The 17,478-nt window shown below is 60.1% G+C and carries 12 protein-coding genes; 2 read left to right on the forward strand and 10 right to left on the reverse strand.

What is annotated here, in order from left to right:
- Nucleotides 1–53: 53 nt before the first annotated feature.
- The 6 genes from GSQ93_RS22690 to adh form a co-directional block, all read right to left on the reverse strand.
- On the reverse strand, nt 54–2,192 hold the full coding sequence (locus GSQ93_RS22690; RefSeq protein WP_158937886.1) for a bifunctional diguanylate cyclase/phosphodiesterase: 2,139 nt from the start codon (nt 2,190–2,192) through the stop codon (nt 54–56).
- A 410-nt stretch (nt 2,193–2,602) separates the two neighbouring features.
- A complete protein-coding gene (locus GSQ93_RS22695) occupies nt 2,603–4,405 on the reverse strand; it encodes an NAD(P)/FAD-dependent oxidoreductase (RefSeq protein ID WP_158937887.1) in 1,803 nt (600 codons plus the stop codon).
- A gap of 99 nt (nt 4,406–4,504) precedes the next feature.
- A complete protein-coding gene (locus GSQ93_RS22700; protein ID WP_158937888.1) occupies nt 4,505–5,647 on the reverse strand; it encodes a sigma-54-dependent Fis family transcriptional regulator in 1,143 nt (380 codons plus the stop codon).
- 172 nt (nt 5,648–5,819) lie between these two features.
- Entirely contained in the window at nt 5,820–7,730 is a 1,911-nt protein-coding gene (locus tag GSQ93_RS22705; RefSeq protein WP_254074003.1) for a sigma-54-dependent Fis family transcriptional regulator, read from the reverse strand.
- A gap of 183 nt (nt 7,731–7,913) precedes the next feature.
- Nucleotides 7,914–8,306, reverse strand: a complete 393-nt coding sequence (locus GSQ93_RS22710; RefSeq protein WP_158937890.1) for a DUF779 domain-containing protein — start codon at nt 8,304–8,306, stop codon at nt 7,914–7,916.
- 74 nt (nt 8,307–8,380) lie between these two features.
- Nucleotides 8,381–9,901, reverse strand: coding sequence for an aldehyde dehydrogenase (gene adh / locus GSQ93_RS22715; protein WP_158937891.1), 1,521 nt, complete (start codon nt 9,899–9,901; stop codon nt 8,381–8,383).
- 319 nt (nt 9,902–10,220) lie between these two features.
- On the opposite strand from adh, the gene GSQ93_RS22720 reads away from it, so the two are divergent.
- Complete coding sequence (locus tag GSQ93_RS22720; RefSeq protein WP_158937892.1) at nt 10,221–10,943, forward strand: haloacid dehalogenase type II; 723 nt, start codon at nt 10,221–10,223, stop codon at nt 10,941–10,943.
- A 16-nt stretch (nt 10,944–10,959) separates the two neighbouring features.
- Here GSQ93_RS22720 and GSQ93_RS22725 read toward each other — a convergent pair whose 3' ends face one another.
- The 4 genes from GSQ93_RS22725 to araD all read right to left on the reverse strand — a co-directional run bounded on the left by GSQ93_RS22725 (nt 10,960) and on the right by araD (nt 16,042).
- Nucleotides 10,960–12,030, reverse strand: coding sequence for a LacI family DNA-binding transcriptional regulator (locus GSQ93_RS22725; RefSeq protein WP_158937893.1), 1,071 nt, complete (start codon nt 12,028–12,030; stop codon nt 10,960–10,962).
- Between the two features lie 75 nt (nt 12,031–12,105).
- Entirely contained in the window at nt 12,106–13,440 is a 1,335-nt protein-coding gene (locus GSQ93_RS22730) for an MFS transporter (RefSeq protein ID WP_158937894.1), read from the reverse strand.
- 60 nt (nt 13,441–13,500) lie between these two features.
- A complete protein-coding gene (locus GSQ93_RS22735; RefSeq protein WP_158937895.1) occupies nt 13,501–14,232 on the reverse strand; it encodes a ribonuclease activity regulator RraA in 732 nt (243 codons plus the stop codon).
- Nucleotides 14,233–14,257: 25 nt separating this feature from the next.
- Nucleotides 14,258–16,042: an L-arabinonate dehydratase gene (araD, locus tag GSQ93_RS22740; protein ID WP_158937896.1), complete on the reverse strand. Its 1,785-nt coding sequence runs from the start codon at nt 16,040–16,042 to the stop codon at nt 14,258–14,260.
- A 219-nt stretch (nt 16,043–16,261) separates the two neighbouring features.
- On the opposite strand from araD, the gene GSQ93_RS22745 reads away from it, so the two are divergent.
- Nucleotides 16,262–17,473 (forward strand): putative DNA modification/repair radical SAM protein, encoded by a 1,212-nt coding sequence (locus tag GSQ93_RS22745; RefSeq protein WP_158937897.1) that lies wholly within the window; start codon nt 16,262–16,264, stop codon nt 17,471–17,473.
- Nucleotides 17,474–17,478 lie beyond the last annotated feature (5 nt).

Here is a 17,478-nt window from a genome sequence, read left to right on the forward strand (position 1 = left end):
TGTTTGGTTGCTACGCTCAGCACGGCCGCCGGAGCCGCCTGAGCACCGCCGAATCAATCCGCTTCTCCTACGGGCGCCAGTGCATCGTCCTCGCTTGCGGAGTGGCATTGCGTGTCCTCATGCAGGACGCTATCCGGCGATAGCACGTCGATCAAGTCATCTGCCGACATCGGATGACCGAGCAGGAAACCTTGCAGGGAATTGCAACCAAGGCGGGTCAGGAATTCTTGCTGCGCCCGCGTCTCCACACCCTCGGCTACGATGTTCAGATTGAGCGTCTGACCCAGCGCCACGATTGCCGACACAATCGCTGCATCCTCTGTGTCGCGGGCCAGGTCGCGGATAAACCCACGGTCGATTTTCAGCTCGCTTGCCGGCAGCCGTTTCAGATAGAGAAGACTTGAATAGCCCGTGCCAAAGTCGTCGATGGAAATTTGCACGCCCATATCGTGCAATTGCTCCAGGATTTGCAAGCTTGCATCGACATCATGCATGGCCGTGGACTCGGTGATCTCGAGCATCAGGCAGCTCGGTTCCAGCAGATGGCGCGCCAGGGTCTCCCGGACGGTTCGAATAAGACCCGCATGCCTGAACTGCACAGCCGACAGGTTGACCGCCATGGTCAGGTCCCGGTGGCCCGCGTTGCGCAACACCGCAATCTGCCGGCAAGCCTCGTCGAATACCCATTCGCCAATTGGCACGATCAAGCCGGTTTTCTCCGCCAACGGGATGAACTGGTCCGGCGGAATCAACCCGCGAGTGGGATGCCGCCAACGCACCAGCGCTTCCACGCCGACTACGGGCCCGTTGGGTGCCGTGAACTTCGGTTGATATTGCAAGATCAACTGGCTCCGATCAACCGCCGCGCGGAGATCTTGCACGAGCTGCAATTGCTCATGCACATTCGCGTTCATCGAGGCTTCGAAGAAGCAGTAGGTATTTCGTCCCAGCGCCTTCGCGTGATACATCGCGGCATCCGCGTTGATCAGCAATTCCTCCCGATCAAAACCGTTGCCGGGATACATCGCGATACCAATGCTGGTCGACACACGCAAGTCGCGGCCGGCAAGCTGAAAGGGCTCTCGTATGATGGCCAATATTTTATCGGCGAGTGTTGCTGCATCGGCCGGTTCGAATACCTCCGCGAGCAGCACGAACTCGTCACCGCCCACGCGCGCGACCGTGTCCTGGGACCGAACATTCACCCCAATGCGTTGCGCGACTTCGACCAGCAACAAGTCGCCAACGTGATGGCCGTAGGCGTCGTTGACTGCCTTGAACCCGTCCAGGTCCATGAACATCAGCGCGAAGCGGCCATGCTCGCGAACAGCGCGCTGGATCGCGCGATCGAGCCGATCTTCCAGCAGCACCCGGTTGGGAAGCTTGGTGAGGGCATCGTGCAACGCCAGGTAGGTCAATTCCTGGTTCGCCTCAGCGAGCGAGACCGCCAATATGGCGGTACGTGACTCCAGCCGAAGGTCAAAAATTGAAATAATCAGTGCAATGGCGAGTACCGCCAGCGTGGAAACAATGATCACCAGCGCGAGCCATCCTGCGCTCACGCCCTCATGCACGGCACCACACACGCTCCCAAGCGGAAACTGCGCGGCGGCCATGCCGGTGTAGTGCATCGTGACAATCGCAAGGCCCATCACCACCGCGGCGCCTGCACGCATCGGCCGAACCATGGGTAAAAGGCGACGCAGGTGGAATGCAATCCACAACGCCGCGCCCGACGCGAGAATCGCGATGACGACGGAAAGGATAAAAAGCGACGGGATGTAGCTGATTCCGGGCGTCATGCGCAACGCAGCCATGCCCGTATAGTGCATACCCGCGACGCCGGCACCCATCAATACGGCGCCACCGATCAATCGCGACACGGGCAGCTCGTTCTGGCCCACAAGCCACAGCGCGAACGCCGACGACGCGATGGCGATCAGAAGCGAAAGTACCGTGATGGCCGGGTCATAGCCGAGCGAGATCGGCAAGCTGAAGGCCAGCATGCCGACAAAGTGCATCGACCAGATGCCCGTGCCCATGGCGCACGCGCCGCCTATCAGCCATCCAAAGGATGCCCGTCCCTGTGAGGTAGAAATGCGGCCCGCCATGTCCAGGCCCGTATACGAGGCCAGAATCGCGACAAGCAGCGAGAACAAGACGAGCAAACTATTGTAGCTGCCAGCAAGCATGGGGTATTCCATAGGTGTTGATCCGAACTGCGTGGATCTCTCTCGCCGCGTCCGCGCACGACAGCGTGAGCATCAAGTGATTGTCGAGCGTTAGCCTCCCACGTGAAACAGGTGCCTGAGGCACGAAGAAAAAGCGGCAAGGAGAGTCAGCCCGGTGTGCGCAAGTCGCGATAGCCGTGCTCACGGCAACGGTTCACGCATTACTTATAACGACCCGATGCCCGAAAACTTGAAAGCAACTTGAACCGTATGACGGTTTTTTGCAACGCGGGCGAGGTCACTCTGATGCGGGCGGCCGTGGGGGCGGGCCGACGCATGAAACATACGTGCCCGGCAGCAATCGATTGAAGAATCGACCTCTGCCGGGCACGGCTGACACTCCGTTGCAAAGCGTCAGTTACAGCCTGCCACTACGACAAATGATGCACCTCTTGCAAGCCGAACACCGGCGTTGGAATCCCCTCCATCCGCGCCTTGAGTTGCAGCGATAAATACTGCGAGTAATGCCGCGATTGATGCAGGTTCCCGCCATGGAACCACAACGCCTGCTGCTGCGTGGGTTTCCACATGTTGCGCTGCTCGCCTTCCCACGGCCCCGGGTCCTTGGTCGTATTCGATCCCAATCCCCACACCTTGCCCACCTTGTCCGCCACCTCGCGCGATATAAGATCCGCGGCCCAGCCGTTCATCGACCCATAACCGGTCGCGTACACAACCAGATCCGCTTCAAGTTCGCTGCCATCGCTAAGCACGACCGAGTGCTCTTTCAGCTCCACGACACCCACGCCGCTCTTCAGCTTGATCTTGCCATCCGCGACGAGGTCCCCTGCGCCCACGTCAATATAATAGCCCGATCCGCGCCGCAGATATTTCATGAAGAGACCCGAGTCGTCATCGCCGAAATCAAGCATGAAACCTCTTTTCTCCAGCCGGTCATAAAACTCCGCGTCACGCTCCCTGATCGCCTTGTACACCGGGATCTGAAACTCGTGCAGGATCTTGTACGGAACCGATGCGAACGTCAGGTCAGCCTTCATCGTGGTCATGCCCGCCGCCACCGCGCGCTCGGAGTAAAGATCACCCAGCGCCAGGTCCATCAGCGAGTCCGACTTGACTATGTGCGTGGATGAACGCTGCACCATGGTCACATCCACGCCCGCTTCCCACAGCGCCCCGCAGATATCGTGCGAAGAGTTATTCGCGCCGATCACCACGACCTTCTTGCCCTTGTAAGCATCCGGTCCCGGATGTTTCGACGAATGATGCTGCTCGCCTTTGAACACATCCATGCCCTTGAACTTCGGCAGATTCGGTTTGCCCGACATGCCGGTGGCAAGCACGAGTTGCTTCGGCCGAAGCGTCAGTTTTTCTCCGCCCCGCTCGACTTCCACGATCCATTCGCCCGCGGCCTCGTCGTATCGAGCGGACGTGCACGTGGTCGCCCCCCAGTAGTTCAACTCCATCACCTTTGTGTACATTTCAAGCCAGTCGCCAATCTTGTCCTTCGGCGAAAACACCGGCCAGTTGTCCGGGAACGGCAAATACGGCATGTGGTCGTACCAGACCGGATCATGCAGGCACAGTGTTTTATAACGTGCACGCCAGGCGTCGCCAGGCCGCTCGTTCTTATCGATAATGATGGCAGGCACACCCAGTTGCCGCAGCCGCGCGCCTAACGCAATGCCGCCCTGCCCGCCGCCGACGATCAGGCAATACGGCTGCTTCTCATAACCCAGCGTCTCCTGTTCGGCCTCGCGATTCTCTTTCCAGCTAGTGCGGTCCGTACGCGCGCCGTGTTCGGCGCCCATCGGCCGCTTGGCGCCCTTCGGTTCTTCGTGGCCCTTGAGTTCGGTCATGGTCGTGAGCAACGTCCAGATCTGCCCGTCCTTCACGCGGATAAAACCCGTGCCGCGCGCAACGCCCGTCTCGAACGTGATCCACGCTTGCGTCACGCCATCCGCTTCGGTCGCCGTTTCGTTATCGGCAATCTTCAGTTTCGACGGCTTGACCGTGTTCAACTGCGAATTCAGCATCGCGGCAATCTGCTCGCGGCCTTCCATCGTCTTGATGTTCCAGGTGAACGCGACAAGGTCGCGCCAGTAACCATCGGGCTGGAATAGCGCAACGGCCGCCTCTGTGTCGCCGCTTTTTAGCGCGGCCTCGAATGTCTCCAGGATGTTCGTGATGGTTTGGTTCGGATTCTGTTCAGACATAGTTGCTCCTCCATGAGATACGGATCACTAAGTATCGATTTAGTATCGGTTTAAAAAGACGGGTTCTCTGCCCGCTAGAATAAAAATCCCTGCTTACTGCTAGCGCCTGTGCGGCGCCACTATTCCAAACTTCGTTATGCGCCGGTACAACGTTGCCCGAGATAAACCCAGCGCTTGCGCCGCTATGACGGGCCGCCATTTAGCATCGGTCATCGCAGCAAGTATGCGGGCACGTTCCAGTGTTTCGCTTTCGGACAACGCGGGCGTGACAGGTTGGGCGGCTTCGCGCGATGTCGGCGACGAGCTTCTGGAAGCGCGCAGGACAGGCAGCCTGACACGCGCATGCAGCGGCGACCCGGACTCGATCAACCTGAACGAGATGAGATCGCGTCCGGGGCGTGCATCGAGCAGACGTTCCGCGCGGATATCGAAGAGTTCAGAGACGTGGCGCGGCAACCGATCCAGCCCCGGCACACATTCCTTCGCGCGCCGGTTAGCCGCGATCGCGTAACCGCGTGCATCGAAAGCGATGAGTATTTCCGGCTGCGCCTCAACGTAATGCCGGCTGCGATGCGCGAGCAAAACCCAGCAGTGCGTAGTCGCGTTGAGAAAGAAACCGTCCTCAATCAGCAACGCGCTTTGCCGCACGATATGGTTGACCAGCCGCTGACTATCGCGCTCCTCGGGCGAGCGCACCGCTGAGGCATCCAGTACGCCGATCAACTCGCCTTGCACACCGAAGATAGGCGATGCGCTACACGTCAGCGTAGTAAACGCCGCGCGGAAATGATCGGTCTTGTGAACGGTGATCGCCTCGGCGTCGAGCAATACCGACGCAACGCCGCATGTCCCCTCTTCGCGTTCGGACCAGCACGACCCGGGATACAAACCCGCACGCTTGAATTCGTGCCGGCGATCGCGATCCACGCGGTAGTCGATGGTCACGCCCTGTGCATCGGTCAACATCACGCAGTAGTCGGCTTCGCGTACAGTTTCATGCAGTCGCGAAAGGCATTCGCCCGATGCACGCAGCACGGTTTCTTCGCGCTGCTGGACATCGCGTAATTCGGGAACGGTCAGGATGCGCGGGCCAATAGTCGCGCCCGGGTCGAGATGATATTGCTCCAGCGACCGCTTATACGATGACGCCAGCCGCGACCCATCGGCACCCGGGCTGCTCATGCGGCCTTCTATCACGTTGCGCACGCGATCGATGTGTCTGGTCTGCGAAACATACGGCATGAAGAGTCTCCGGCGGATTCGGTGCGCTCGCGTCATTCACGACACGCTGCAACCCGAAAACTTAAACGCATGGTGACGTTTTAGCATGCGTGTTCCGGGAGATCACACCGCAGTGCACCATCGAAGTTGATGAGACATTTGTCTCAGTCATTTGTCTCAACCAACGGCGACGTTATCGACGCCGCGTTTCCTCGATCGCAGCCATCTTCCGGTAGAGCGTGTTACGCGATACGCCAAGCATTCGCGCCGCCGCCGAGACGTTGCCGGCGTGTGTATCGAGCGCTGCCGCAACGGCGGACAACGCGAGATCGTCAAGCCGAGCGCTACTGTCCCTGGCAGACGGCTGCGAAGCCGCTTGCACGCTCTCCGCGTGGCGTTCGTCATCGAAGAAATCTTGCGGCAGATGATCAAGGTCAATGCACGTTTCATGATCATCGAGCATCGCGCATGCGGTCCTCAGCACGTTCGCGAGTTGCCGGAAGTTTCCTGGCCACGGATGCCGTGTGAACGCCGCCAGCACCTCAGGCGACACCCTGATGGACTCGCCGGTCGCGCGCTCGGCACGCAGGATCTTTTCGACGGTCACCGCCAGGTCCGTACGCTGGCGCAACGGCGGCAGCGTCACCAGCAGACCGTTGATCCGGTAGTAAAGATCCTCGCGGAATTCGCCCGCGGTGACGCGCTCGCGCAGATTGCGGTTGGTCGCGCAGATCAGGGCGAAATCAACCGGCACAGCGCGCGTGCTGCCCAGCGGCGTCACCGTGCGCTCTTGAAGCACGCGCAGCAAACGGCTTTGCAATGAGAACGGCATATCGCCAATTTCATCAAGGAACAATGTGCCGCCATCGGCTTGCAGGATCTTGCCGCAAGCGCCGCGTTTGGACGCACCCGTGAACGCCCCTTCCTCATAACCGAACAACTCCGCTTCTATCAGCGTGTCCGGGATCGACGCACAATTCACCGCCACGAACGGCCCGTCGCGACGCGGCGAGTCACGATGCACCGCGCTCGCCAGGACATCCTTGCCGGTACCCGTCTCGCCGCCAATCAGGATTGGAATATTTTTACCGATTACCTTGCGTACCCGTTCAACGAGCGCCGCAACTTGGGCATCGCCGGTCATCAGGTAACGCAGGCCGGAGAGTTTCGGCTGCGGTTCGGAGATGCGTTTGCGAACGACGACATCGGTGACATCGTGGGTATCGGTCGAGAGTGCAACGGCGGTCGAACGTCTCAGATCAGCGCTGGCAAATACGTTGACGCCACTGTGCAGGCAGAGCGAAATCGTGCGCTCGACGGGCGTGCCCACGCTGCTGCGTACACGGTCGAACAGCTCGCCACACGAGACGTTGAATAACGATGACAAGGTATGCGCGCGCAACGAGGCTAGCGGCATTCCAAATTGAAATTGTGCGCTGCGATTCGCCGATAGAAACCGGCCATCGGACCTGAACGCGACAATGCCTTCCATCAGCGTGCCAATAAACTCGGGACGCCCGTGAAAATGAATGCGCAGTGCTTCAGGGAAGGCGCTGGTGAACAAATGATTTTCGATCATCTGCGCGGACATCTTGGCAAGCGCCATGGTGTGACGGCTATGGCCACGGCAATCGCCGGTTACATCGAGAACGCCTAACAGCTCACCGAACGGATCGAGAATGGGCACGCTCGAACACGCAAGGAACCGGTTCGCACGCAGGTAGTGCTGGTCGCCGAACACCATGGTGGCGTCGCGTGCGGCAATGGCCGTGCCAATGGCGTTGGTGCCCTGTTGCTGTTCGCTCCATAGCGCGCCCGGACGCAGCGCGACGCGGTCGGCACGAGCGAGGAAATCGTCGTCGCCGAGCGAATGCAGGATCAGCCCTTCAGAGTCGGTCAGCACAACCATGCTATGCGTATTGGCGATCTGCCCGTAGAGCGTTTCTATGACGGGCAGCGCGTGCGAGCAGAGCGCGCGGTTCTGTTCGCGCTTGAGCAGGAGATCGGGTTCGGCGAGCACGCGGTAGTCGGGGCGCATGGTGTCCGACAGCCCAAAGCTCCGGGAACGTTCGTGCGATTGCCTAATGATGTCCTGGCCCTCCATACGACCAGCGTGATCGCTGGCCAGCAGCGCGGATCGGCTTGATCCGCTTGAACGTTCGATAGAAACCGGGTTCATAACCATTGTCTCCTCCGCCAGCATTCGCGGAAGGAGTCGGTCGTCAGCTCCGCCCGTCGCGTGGTCGATCGAGACAATGTACCACTGCTACAGCGTTCAACCCCGGGTTTAGCCCGTCACGTGCTCGACCGGATGGCGCTCGAGCCAGGCAGATTCGGTATCGTCGAAAAGACGTGATCGCGTCAGAAAACGCAACCCGCTGGGGCGTTCCAGCGAAAACATGCCGCCATTGCCCGGCACGCAATCGATGATCAACTGGGTGTGCTGCCAGTATTCAAATTGCGATTCGCTCATGTAGAACGGCACGCCGGCGATCTCGCCGAGTTTGACGTCCGATGAGCCGACCATGAATTCAGCGACCGGGAAACACATGGGCGCGCTGCCGTCGCAACAACCGCCGGACTGATGGAATAACACTAGCCCGTGCTCGGCCTTCAGCTTCTCGATCAACTCGATTGCTGCCGGAGTTACCACCACGCGCGAAACTTCTTGTTCGGTCATAAGGGTTTCCACTTAACGCGCAACATGGCGAGCCGCAAAAGCGGCCCGCTATTCAGATCAAACAACTACGCCGATCAGAAGAAACCAAGCGGCTTCTGGCTATAACTGACCAACAGGTTTTTCGTCTGCTGATAGTGATCGAGCATCATCTTGTGATTTTCCCGGCCAATGCCCGATTGCTTGTAACCACCGAACGCAGCATGTGCCGGATACGCGTGATAGCAGTTGGTCCACACACGTCCAGCCTGGATGTCGCGGCCGAAACGATAAGCCCGCGTACCATCGCGCGTCCACACGCCCGCACCGAGGCCATAAAGCGTGTCGTTGGCGATCTCCAGTGCCTCGGCCTCATTCTTGAACGTCGTCACCGACAACACCGGCCCGAAAATTTCCTCCTGGAAGATGCGCATCTTGTTGTGACCGCGGAAGACCGTCGGCTTGATGTAGTAGCCGTTCTTCAACTCGCCGTCGAGCGCATTGCGTTCGCCGCCGATCAGGCATTCAGCGCCTTCCTGCTTGCCGAGATCGATATACGAGAGAATCTTCTCAAGCTGCTCCTGCGAGGCTTGAGCACCAATCATCGTCTTGGAGTCGAGCGGATGCCCCTGGCTGATCGCCGCCACGCGCTTGAGGGCGCGTTCCATAAAGCGATCGTAGATGCTCTCTTCGACCAACGCGCGCGACGGACACGTACACACTTCGCCCTGGTTCAGCGCGAACATGGCGAACCCTTCAAGCGCCTTGTCGAAGTAGCTGTCGTCGGCGTTCATGACATCGGCGAAGAAAATGTTCGGGCTCTTGCCGCCCAGTTCAAGCGTCACCGGAATGAGGTTCTGGCTGGCGTACTGCATGATCAGGCGGCCGGTCGTGGTTTCGCCCGTGAACGCGATCTTGGCAATGCGCTTATTCGATGCCAGCGGTTTGCCCGCCTCCAGCCCAAAACCATTGACCACGTTCAGCACGCCGGCGGGCAACAGATCTTCGATCAACTCGAGCAGCACAAGTATGGAAGCGGGTGTTTGCTCGGCGGGTTTCAGCACCACGCAATTGCCGGCCGCCAGCGCAGGCGCGAGTTTCCACACCGCCATCAGGATCGGGAAATTCCACGGAATGATCTGTCCCACAACGCCTAGCGGCTCGTGGAAGTGATATGCGACCGTGTCTTCGTCGATCTGCGAAATCGAGCCTTCCTGAGCGCGCACGCAACCGGCGAAATAGCGGAAATGATCGATCGCCAGCGGGATATCGGCGGCCATGGTTTCACGTAGGGGCTTGCCGTTATCGATGGTTTCCGCCACCGCGATACGCACCAGATTCGTTTCCATCCGGTCCGCGATCTTGTTCAGGATGTTGGCTCGCTCGGCAGGCGAGGTCTTGCCCCAGGCCGTCTTGGCTTTGTGCGCTGCATCAAGCGCGAGTTCAATATCGGCTTCGCGCGAGCGCGGGATGGAGGTGAACGCTTCGCCTGTGATGGGCGAAATATTGTCGAAATACTCACCGCCTACCGGCTTGACCCATTGACCACCGATGAAGTTGCCATACTGCTTTTTATATGGGAAGTCTGTGTTCAAAAATTGCATCTCGGCGTGATTCATGTGCGTGCTCCTCGCATGTCGGTGAGAATGACCGCCGCGACTATGATTGCCGCAACCGGTGGGAACATGCTTGCGAGATGCGTGCCAATGGGCGTCTTTCCGATGGGCAAAGGCAGTGGGCGTTATTCGCTTGCGCACAAGCACGACCATGCGTTCCGTTTCGGAACACTTGCGTGGGCAATCGTGTTGAAACGGAACAGCGCAGCGGCGCAATGTTTGAGCATGACGCGCGGTGGCTTTGTTGTGCAAACTAGGGATTCGGGCCGTGAATCAAGACGGTGGCGTTTCGTCACGGGTAGAACTAGAACGGAGGCACGCAATGGCATTGACCGGCGTTAAGGCATTCGTATTCGACGTATTCGGCACTGTCGTGGATTGGCGCAGCGGCGTGGCACGCGACGCAGCGCTGTTTCTGCGCCGGCATCCGATCAACGGCATTGACCCGATGCAATTCGCCGACGCCTGGCGTCGCCGGTATGGCCCTGCCATGGAGGAAGTGCGCAGCGGCCGGCGAGCATTTGTCCGGCTGGACGTGTTGCACCGCGAGAATTTGCTGGCGGTGCTGGCGGACTATGGAATTGATGCCGCAAGCCTTCCGGCGGAGGAAGTCGATGAACTGAATCTTGCGTGGCATCGGCTGGATCCGTGGCCCGACTCGCTCAGCGGCCTCACGCGACTCAAGGCCAGTCACATCATTGCACCGCTTTCGAATGGCAACGTCGCTCTGATGCTGGACATGGCGAAACGCGCCGGCATTCCGTGGGACGCAATTCTGGGCGCGGAAGTCGTGCAGGCTTACAAGCCGATGCCCGAGGCGTATTTGCGAACGGCCGATGTCTTAGGTCTTCGGCCGGAGCAATTGTGCCTGGTCGCCGCGCACAACAGCGATCTCGCGGCAGCAAGGCAATGCGGATACAAGACGGCGTTTGTGGCACGCCCGACGGAACATGGGCCGGAGCAGACCACGGACTTAAAGGCCGAGGCGGACCGGGACGTGGTCGCGCGTGACTTCAATGAATTGGCGGATAAGGTGGGGGCTTAGGGTGACTTAAGCCGCCTCAAACCGTCTGCCGCTCGACAATATGAAAGCCGACATCGACCACGTTCGTTTCCGTCACGCCTTTCAAGCGCTCTAACAAACAGCGCGCTGCGCTGATGCCAATACGCGTGCCGTCCACGCCCACGGTCGTCAACTGCGGGCTCGTCTCCGAGGCGAACTCCAAATCGCCGAAACCGCAGATGGCCAGTTGCGACGGCACGTCGATACCCCGGCGTTTTGCCTCGCCCAGCACGCCGATAGCCAACAGATCCGAACCGCAGAAAACCGCATCGAGTGATGGCATCTGCTCCAGCAACTTAGGCAACGCGACCTTGCCGATGGACACCGAACTAGGCGGCGCAACGATCACGTCTGCGACATCATGGATCCCTGCGCGCGCCAGCCGTTCGCGAAAGCCGGTGATACGTGCGACGGCGCGATCATCGTTGGCCGACACCAGGCCCGGATACAAAACCCCTCGCGCGAGGAAGCGCTCCGCAACCGCAACGCCCACTTGATAATGCGAGAAACCCACGAGCATATCGATCGGCGTCTCCGTCATGTCCCACGTTTCCACAATCGGAATGCCGACATTACGCAACCGCTCGCGCAACGAATCCGTATGCGCCACGCCCGTCAACAACACCCCTTCAGGACGTCGGCTCAAGACCGCATCGAGCAGCGTTTCCTCACTGGAATCGCTGTAGCCGCTCAACGCGAGCAGCACCTGATAACCGGCCTTCGACATCGTCTCGCTGAACACCTGAATGGTTTCGGAGAACAACGAGTGCGCGATGGTCGGGACAATAGCCGCGATCAGCCGCGACTTCGACGAGGACAACCCGCCCGCCAGCCGGTTGGGTACATACCCAAGCTTCTGGACGACCTGACGCACGCGCTCAAGCGTTTCCGGCGCGACGGATTCCGGATTGTTGAAGACACGCGACACCGTGATCGGCGACACGCCCGCGGCGGCCGCTACGTCGGTGATGCGAAGCCCTTTCGGACCGCCGCGCGAGCGCTTGACGGGCGTGGGCGGGGCTTCGTCCGGAGCATCGATAGGATAGGCGGTCGGCTTGTCGTTCGGCATGGTTCGCTTGCTTGCAGGAGGGCTTGACGCCGGTATTGTAGTCAACGCCGACCGGGCCTCGTCGCAGGAACAGCTCTACGTCGCTTCCACCCTCCTTCGAGCGCTCGCCTCCGGCGTACCGTCATGACGATTGCGACGACTCAAAATCAGCGTGACGACGCCGAACGTAAAGAGACACGCGGCGGGAATCAACATAGGCGCCTTCGTGCTGCCGCTCACCTGCCGGACCCATGGCACCAGATTCTGCGCGATAAAACCACCCACATTACCCAGTGAATTGATCGCCGCGATTCCAGCGGCCGCACGCGCACCCGTCAGGAACTTCGACGGCAGCGTCCAGAAACACGGCAGGAGCAAATACATGCACGGCGCGCCAAGACTCAAGGCAATGAAACGCAACGTGTTGGTCGGCAGGAACACGCTGCCGAGAAAGAACATCACACCGAGTACCGACGCGCAGAGCATCGCGGTCATTGTGCGGTCGGCGGCGCGCAATTTCGACGGCAACCACGCAAGCACGATAGTCGCGAGCAGCCACGGCACGATGTTGATCAGGCCGTTGACGGTATTGCTGACACCGAACCCCTTGACCAGCGTCGGCAGCCAGTAGCTCACGCCATACACCGACATGGACAGCATCATGTAGTACAACGCCATGCCAATCACGCGCGGTTCCGTCAACACGCTCAGAAACGTTGTCTTGCCCGCTTCGGTTTGCGCTGCGAGGGCGCGTTCGTTATCGAGGGTATCGGCTAGCCATTTCTTTTCGGCATCCGACATGAATGTTGCTTTTAGCGGAGACGCAGGCAAATACAACAGCACGACAGCCGTCAGTAGGATGGACGGTACGCCCGTGACAATGAACACGAGCTGCCAGCCTTGCAGGCCAAAGAGTCCACCCTTGTCCAGCAGCCAGCCGCAAATAGGCGCGCCGACCATGTTGCCCAGACTGCTGCCCACCGTGAAATACCCGAGCATCCGCACCCGATGCCGCGATGGAAACCACAACGTCAGGTAATAAATCACGCCGGGGTAAAGCCCGGCTTCGGAAGCACCGAGCAGGAAGCGCAGCACGTAGAACGTGGTGGCGTTTTTCGTGAACGCGAGCAGCACGGTGACAATGCCCCACGTCAGCATGATGCGTGCGATCCAGCGCGGCGCGCCGTACTTGTGCAGCAGCACGTTGCTCGGCACCTCGAAGATCAGATAGCCGATGAAAAACAACGACGCGCCAAGCCCATACGCCAATTCGCTCAAACCGAGACTGCTCAGCATCTGCAGCTTGGCGAAGCTGATATTCGAACGGTCGATATACGCAATCAGATAGAGCAGGCCAAGCAGCGGCATCAGCCTGAATGCGAGCCGGTTGATGAGCGGTATTTCGTCTATCGCTTGCGGAACAGTATTCACCGTATCTCCTGCGCCCCGCTGCATACCGGCGGGCGTTAACGTTCAAAGGTCGATACGTTGTTATTTTTGCGCGCGCCATTGCGCATACGCCGCCAACGTTTCTTCATTCGGCGGATAGGTCCCACGCAACGGCCTGCCTTCATCAATACGCTGCGAGATGAAGATCTCCAGTTGCTCCTGCTCGGTCGCATCGCGCGCAACGTCTTCCGCCATTTCGCGCGGTACGATCACGACGCCGTCCACATCGGCGACAACAATATCGCCGGGGTACACTGCCACGCCGCCGCATGCTATGGGCACGTTCATATCCACCGCGTGATGTTTGGCGAGGTTCAACGGCGCGCTCGCGCCCGCGCACCACAGCGGCAGGCCGAGGCCGGAAATCGTGCCGCTGTCACGCACTGCGCCATCGGAAACCATGCCTGCCACGCCGCGCTTCGCCAGCCGTAGGGCGAGAATCGATCCCACCGATGCCACCGACCGGTCACCGCGACAATCCTGAACCAGCACGCTACCCGGCGGCGCGCTTTCCACCGCCTTGCGCTGCGGATGGTCGGGGTCCTGGAACACACCCACGTGATCGAGGTCTTCACGCGCGGGAATATTGCGCAGCGTGAATGCGGGTCCAACCAGGTTCGGTGCGCCCGGTGCGGGTTTGACGAGCGGCGCGACACCTTGCAGGAAGACGTTGCGCAAGCCGCGCTTGAACAGTTGCGTGGTGAGCGTCGCCGTGCTGACGTGGCGCAATAGTTCAAGCGCGGCGCTGCTGACGGGGGTATCGGATGGATTCATAAGGAGTGCTCTTCTCTGAATAAGGTTAGTGAATCTCGGGTTCGTCGCGGTTCGCGCTCGCTGCCGGTGCAACGGTTCCAGACGACGACACGGCCACCGGTTCTTCCAGGAAATCGAAGTCACAGCCCTTGTTCGCCTGCGTGACGTGAAGCTGATGCATCACGCCAAAGCCGCGCTCGAACGGACGTTTCGGCGCCTTCCACGCTTCCCGGCGAGTGGCGAGTTCTTCGTCGCTGACATCGAGATGAAGACGTCGGCCGGGCACATCGAGCTCGATCATGTCGCCGTCTTTCACCAGCGCGAGCGGACCACCCACAAACGATTCCGGCGCTACATGCAGCACGCACGCGCCGTAGCTCGTGCCGCTCATGCGGGCGTCCGAGATTCGCACCATGTCGCGTACGCCCTGCTTCAACAGCTTCTGCGGGATCGGCAACTGGCCCCACTCGGGCATGCCGGGTGCACCCACCGGACCCGCGTGTTGCAGCACGACCACCGACTCCGCGGTGATGTCAAGTTCTTCGCTGTCGATGCGTGCCGCCATGTCGGCGTAATCCTTGAATACGACGGCCGGTCCGCGCGCCTTCAGCAGATGCTGCTCCATGGCGGCCGGCTTGATGACGGCGCCATCCGGCGCGAGGTTGCCGGTCAGCACGGCGAGGCCGTCGCGTTCCACCAGCGGGTTAGCGCGCTTGCGAATCACGTCTTCGTCGAAGATCTCCGCGCCCGCGATGTTTTCGGCGAGCGTCGACCCGCTCACCGTCATCTGCGTGCCGTCGATCAGGCCCCCCAGTTCCACGAGCAACGCGCGCAAACCACCTGCGTAGAAGAAATCTTCCATGAGGTATTTGCCGGCCGGGCGCAGGTTCGCGAGCACGGGCGTGATGCGCGCGAGTTCATCGAAGCGCGCGGTCGTCAGGTCGATACCCGCCCGGCGCGCGACCGCCACCAGATGCACGATCGCGTTCGTGGAACCGGACATGGAAAGCACGGTGGTGACGGCGTTATCGAAGGATTTCGCGGTCAGGATGTCCGACGGTTTCTGGTCGATCCAGACCATCTCCACAATCCGCTGGCCGGTCAGCGATGCGAACTGAGCATGGCGCGAATCGACCGCGGGGATCGACGAAAAGCCGGGTAGCGTCAGGCCGAGTGATTCGGTGGCCGTGGTCATGGTCGATGCCGTGCCCATGGTCATGCAGTGTCCTGGCGAGCGCGCAATGCCGCTTTCGATGCCCTTCCACTCCTCTTCCGTGATCTTGCCCGCGCGCAGTTCCGCCCAGTATTTCCAAGTGTCCGAGCCGCTTCCGAGCGTGCGGCCGTTCCAGTTGCCGCGCAGCATCGGCCCGGCGGGTAAATAGATACTCGGCAGGTTCATGCTGATCGCGCCCATCAACAGGCCGGGCGTGGTCTTGTCACAGCCGCCCATCAGCACGCAGCCGTCGAACTGATACGACTTCAGCAATTCCTCGGTTTCCATCGCGAGGAAGTTTCGATACAGCATGGTCGTCGGTTTCTGGAACGGCTCGGCGAGGGTCATCACGGGCATTTCGACCGGGAACCCGCCGGCCTGCCAGACGCCGCGCTTGACCTCCTCCACGCGTTGCTTGAAGTGCGTGTGGCACGAGTTCAGCTCGCTCCACGTATTGACGATGGCGATGACCGGCTTGCCCATGTAATCGGACGGGTGATAGCCCATCTGCGCCGTGCGCGAACGGTGTCCGAAGGAGCGCAGGTCGTTCACGCCATACCAGCGGTAGCTCCGTAATTGTTCAGGGGTCTTGCGGGGAGGCGTGGGATTCGAAGACAAGCTTTTTTCTCCTTGATAGCAATATCAACACGCTCTTGAATGGGCGAATGGTAACGCTATCATTGTGGAACGTCCGTAAGGGATTTCACGCATAAGGCGGGTGGCAGCAAGCGGAGATCGACGGGACTTCGGCCGCAGGAACGCAAGCGCAAAAACCGCTTGCGCCGATCAGACATCCCCGTACAATACTGTATATATATACAGTTAAGCGCTGACGAAATGGAACTGCTCAAGAAGCTCGAAGTGCTGGCAGACGCGGCGAAATATGACGCGTCTTGCGCCAGCAGCAGCGCGCCGAAACGCAGTTCGCGAGGTGGGCCGGGGCTAGGGTCGAGCACGGGCGCCGGTATCTGTCACAGCTTCACGCCGGATGGCCGCTGCGTGTCGCTACTGAAAATCCTCCTGACCAATTTCTGCCTGTACGACTGTCAGTACTGCGTGAACCGCCGGTCCAGCAACGTACCGCGTGCGCGCTTCACACCTGAAGAAGTGGTGGACCTGACGCTGGATTTTTACCGGCGCAACTATATCGACGGCCTGTTTTTAAGCTCCGGCATCATCCAGTCGTCGAACTACACCATGGAGCAACTCGTTCGCGTCGCGCAGTCATTGCGTGAGGACCACCAGTTCCGCGGCTACTTGCACCTCAAGACCATTCCCGACGCGGATCCGGGACTGATCGCACAGGCCGGAAAATATGCTGACCGGCTAAGTGTCAATATCGAACTGCCGACCGAGGTCAGCCTCGAAAGGCTCGCGCCCGAGAAGAGTGCCCGCACGATCAAGTTGGCTATGAGTTCAATCCGGCTCGGACAGGACGAAGCGCTCAGCGACAAAAAAGCGCCTAAATTCGCACCCGCTGGTCAAAGTACGCAGATGATCGTCGGTGCAGACGCTACGGACGACCGGACCATCTTGCGTACAGCCGAGACGCTGTACGGGTCGTATAAATTGAAGCGGGTTTACTACTCGGCGTTCAGCCCGATCCCGGACAGTCCTTCCGCCCTGCCCTCGCAGGCGCCGCCGCTGTTGCGCGAGCACCGGCTTTATCAGGCTGACTTCCTGATGCGCGGTTACGGCTTCAACGTGGCCGAACTGTTCGGTGACACCGGTTCGTTGTCACTTGATATCGACCCGAAGCTTGCGTGGGCGCTGTCTCACCGGCATCAGTTTCCCGTCGATCTCAATCGTGCGCCGCTTCGCATGATTGCGCGCGTGCCAGGAATCGGCATGCGCAATGCCCAACGGCTGGTGGAGCTGCGTCGCTCGCGCGCTGTGCGTTACCAGGATCTGGTGCAGTTGCGCTGCTCAATGGCAAAGATCAAGCCGTTTATCGTCACACAGGATTATCGGGCGCCATTGAAGGAGGTGTCGTCGGAACAGCTGCGGCGAGTGCTGACGCCGCCACCTGTGCAGCTTGCACTGCTGTGAGCGCG

Source organism: Burkholderia sp. S171 (assembly GCF_009766085.1).
GTDB lineage: Bacteria > Pseudomonadota > Gammaproteobacteria > Burkholderiales > Burkholderiaceae > Caballeronia.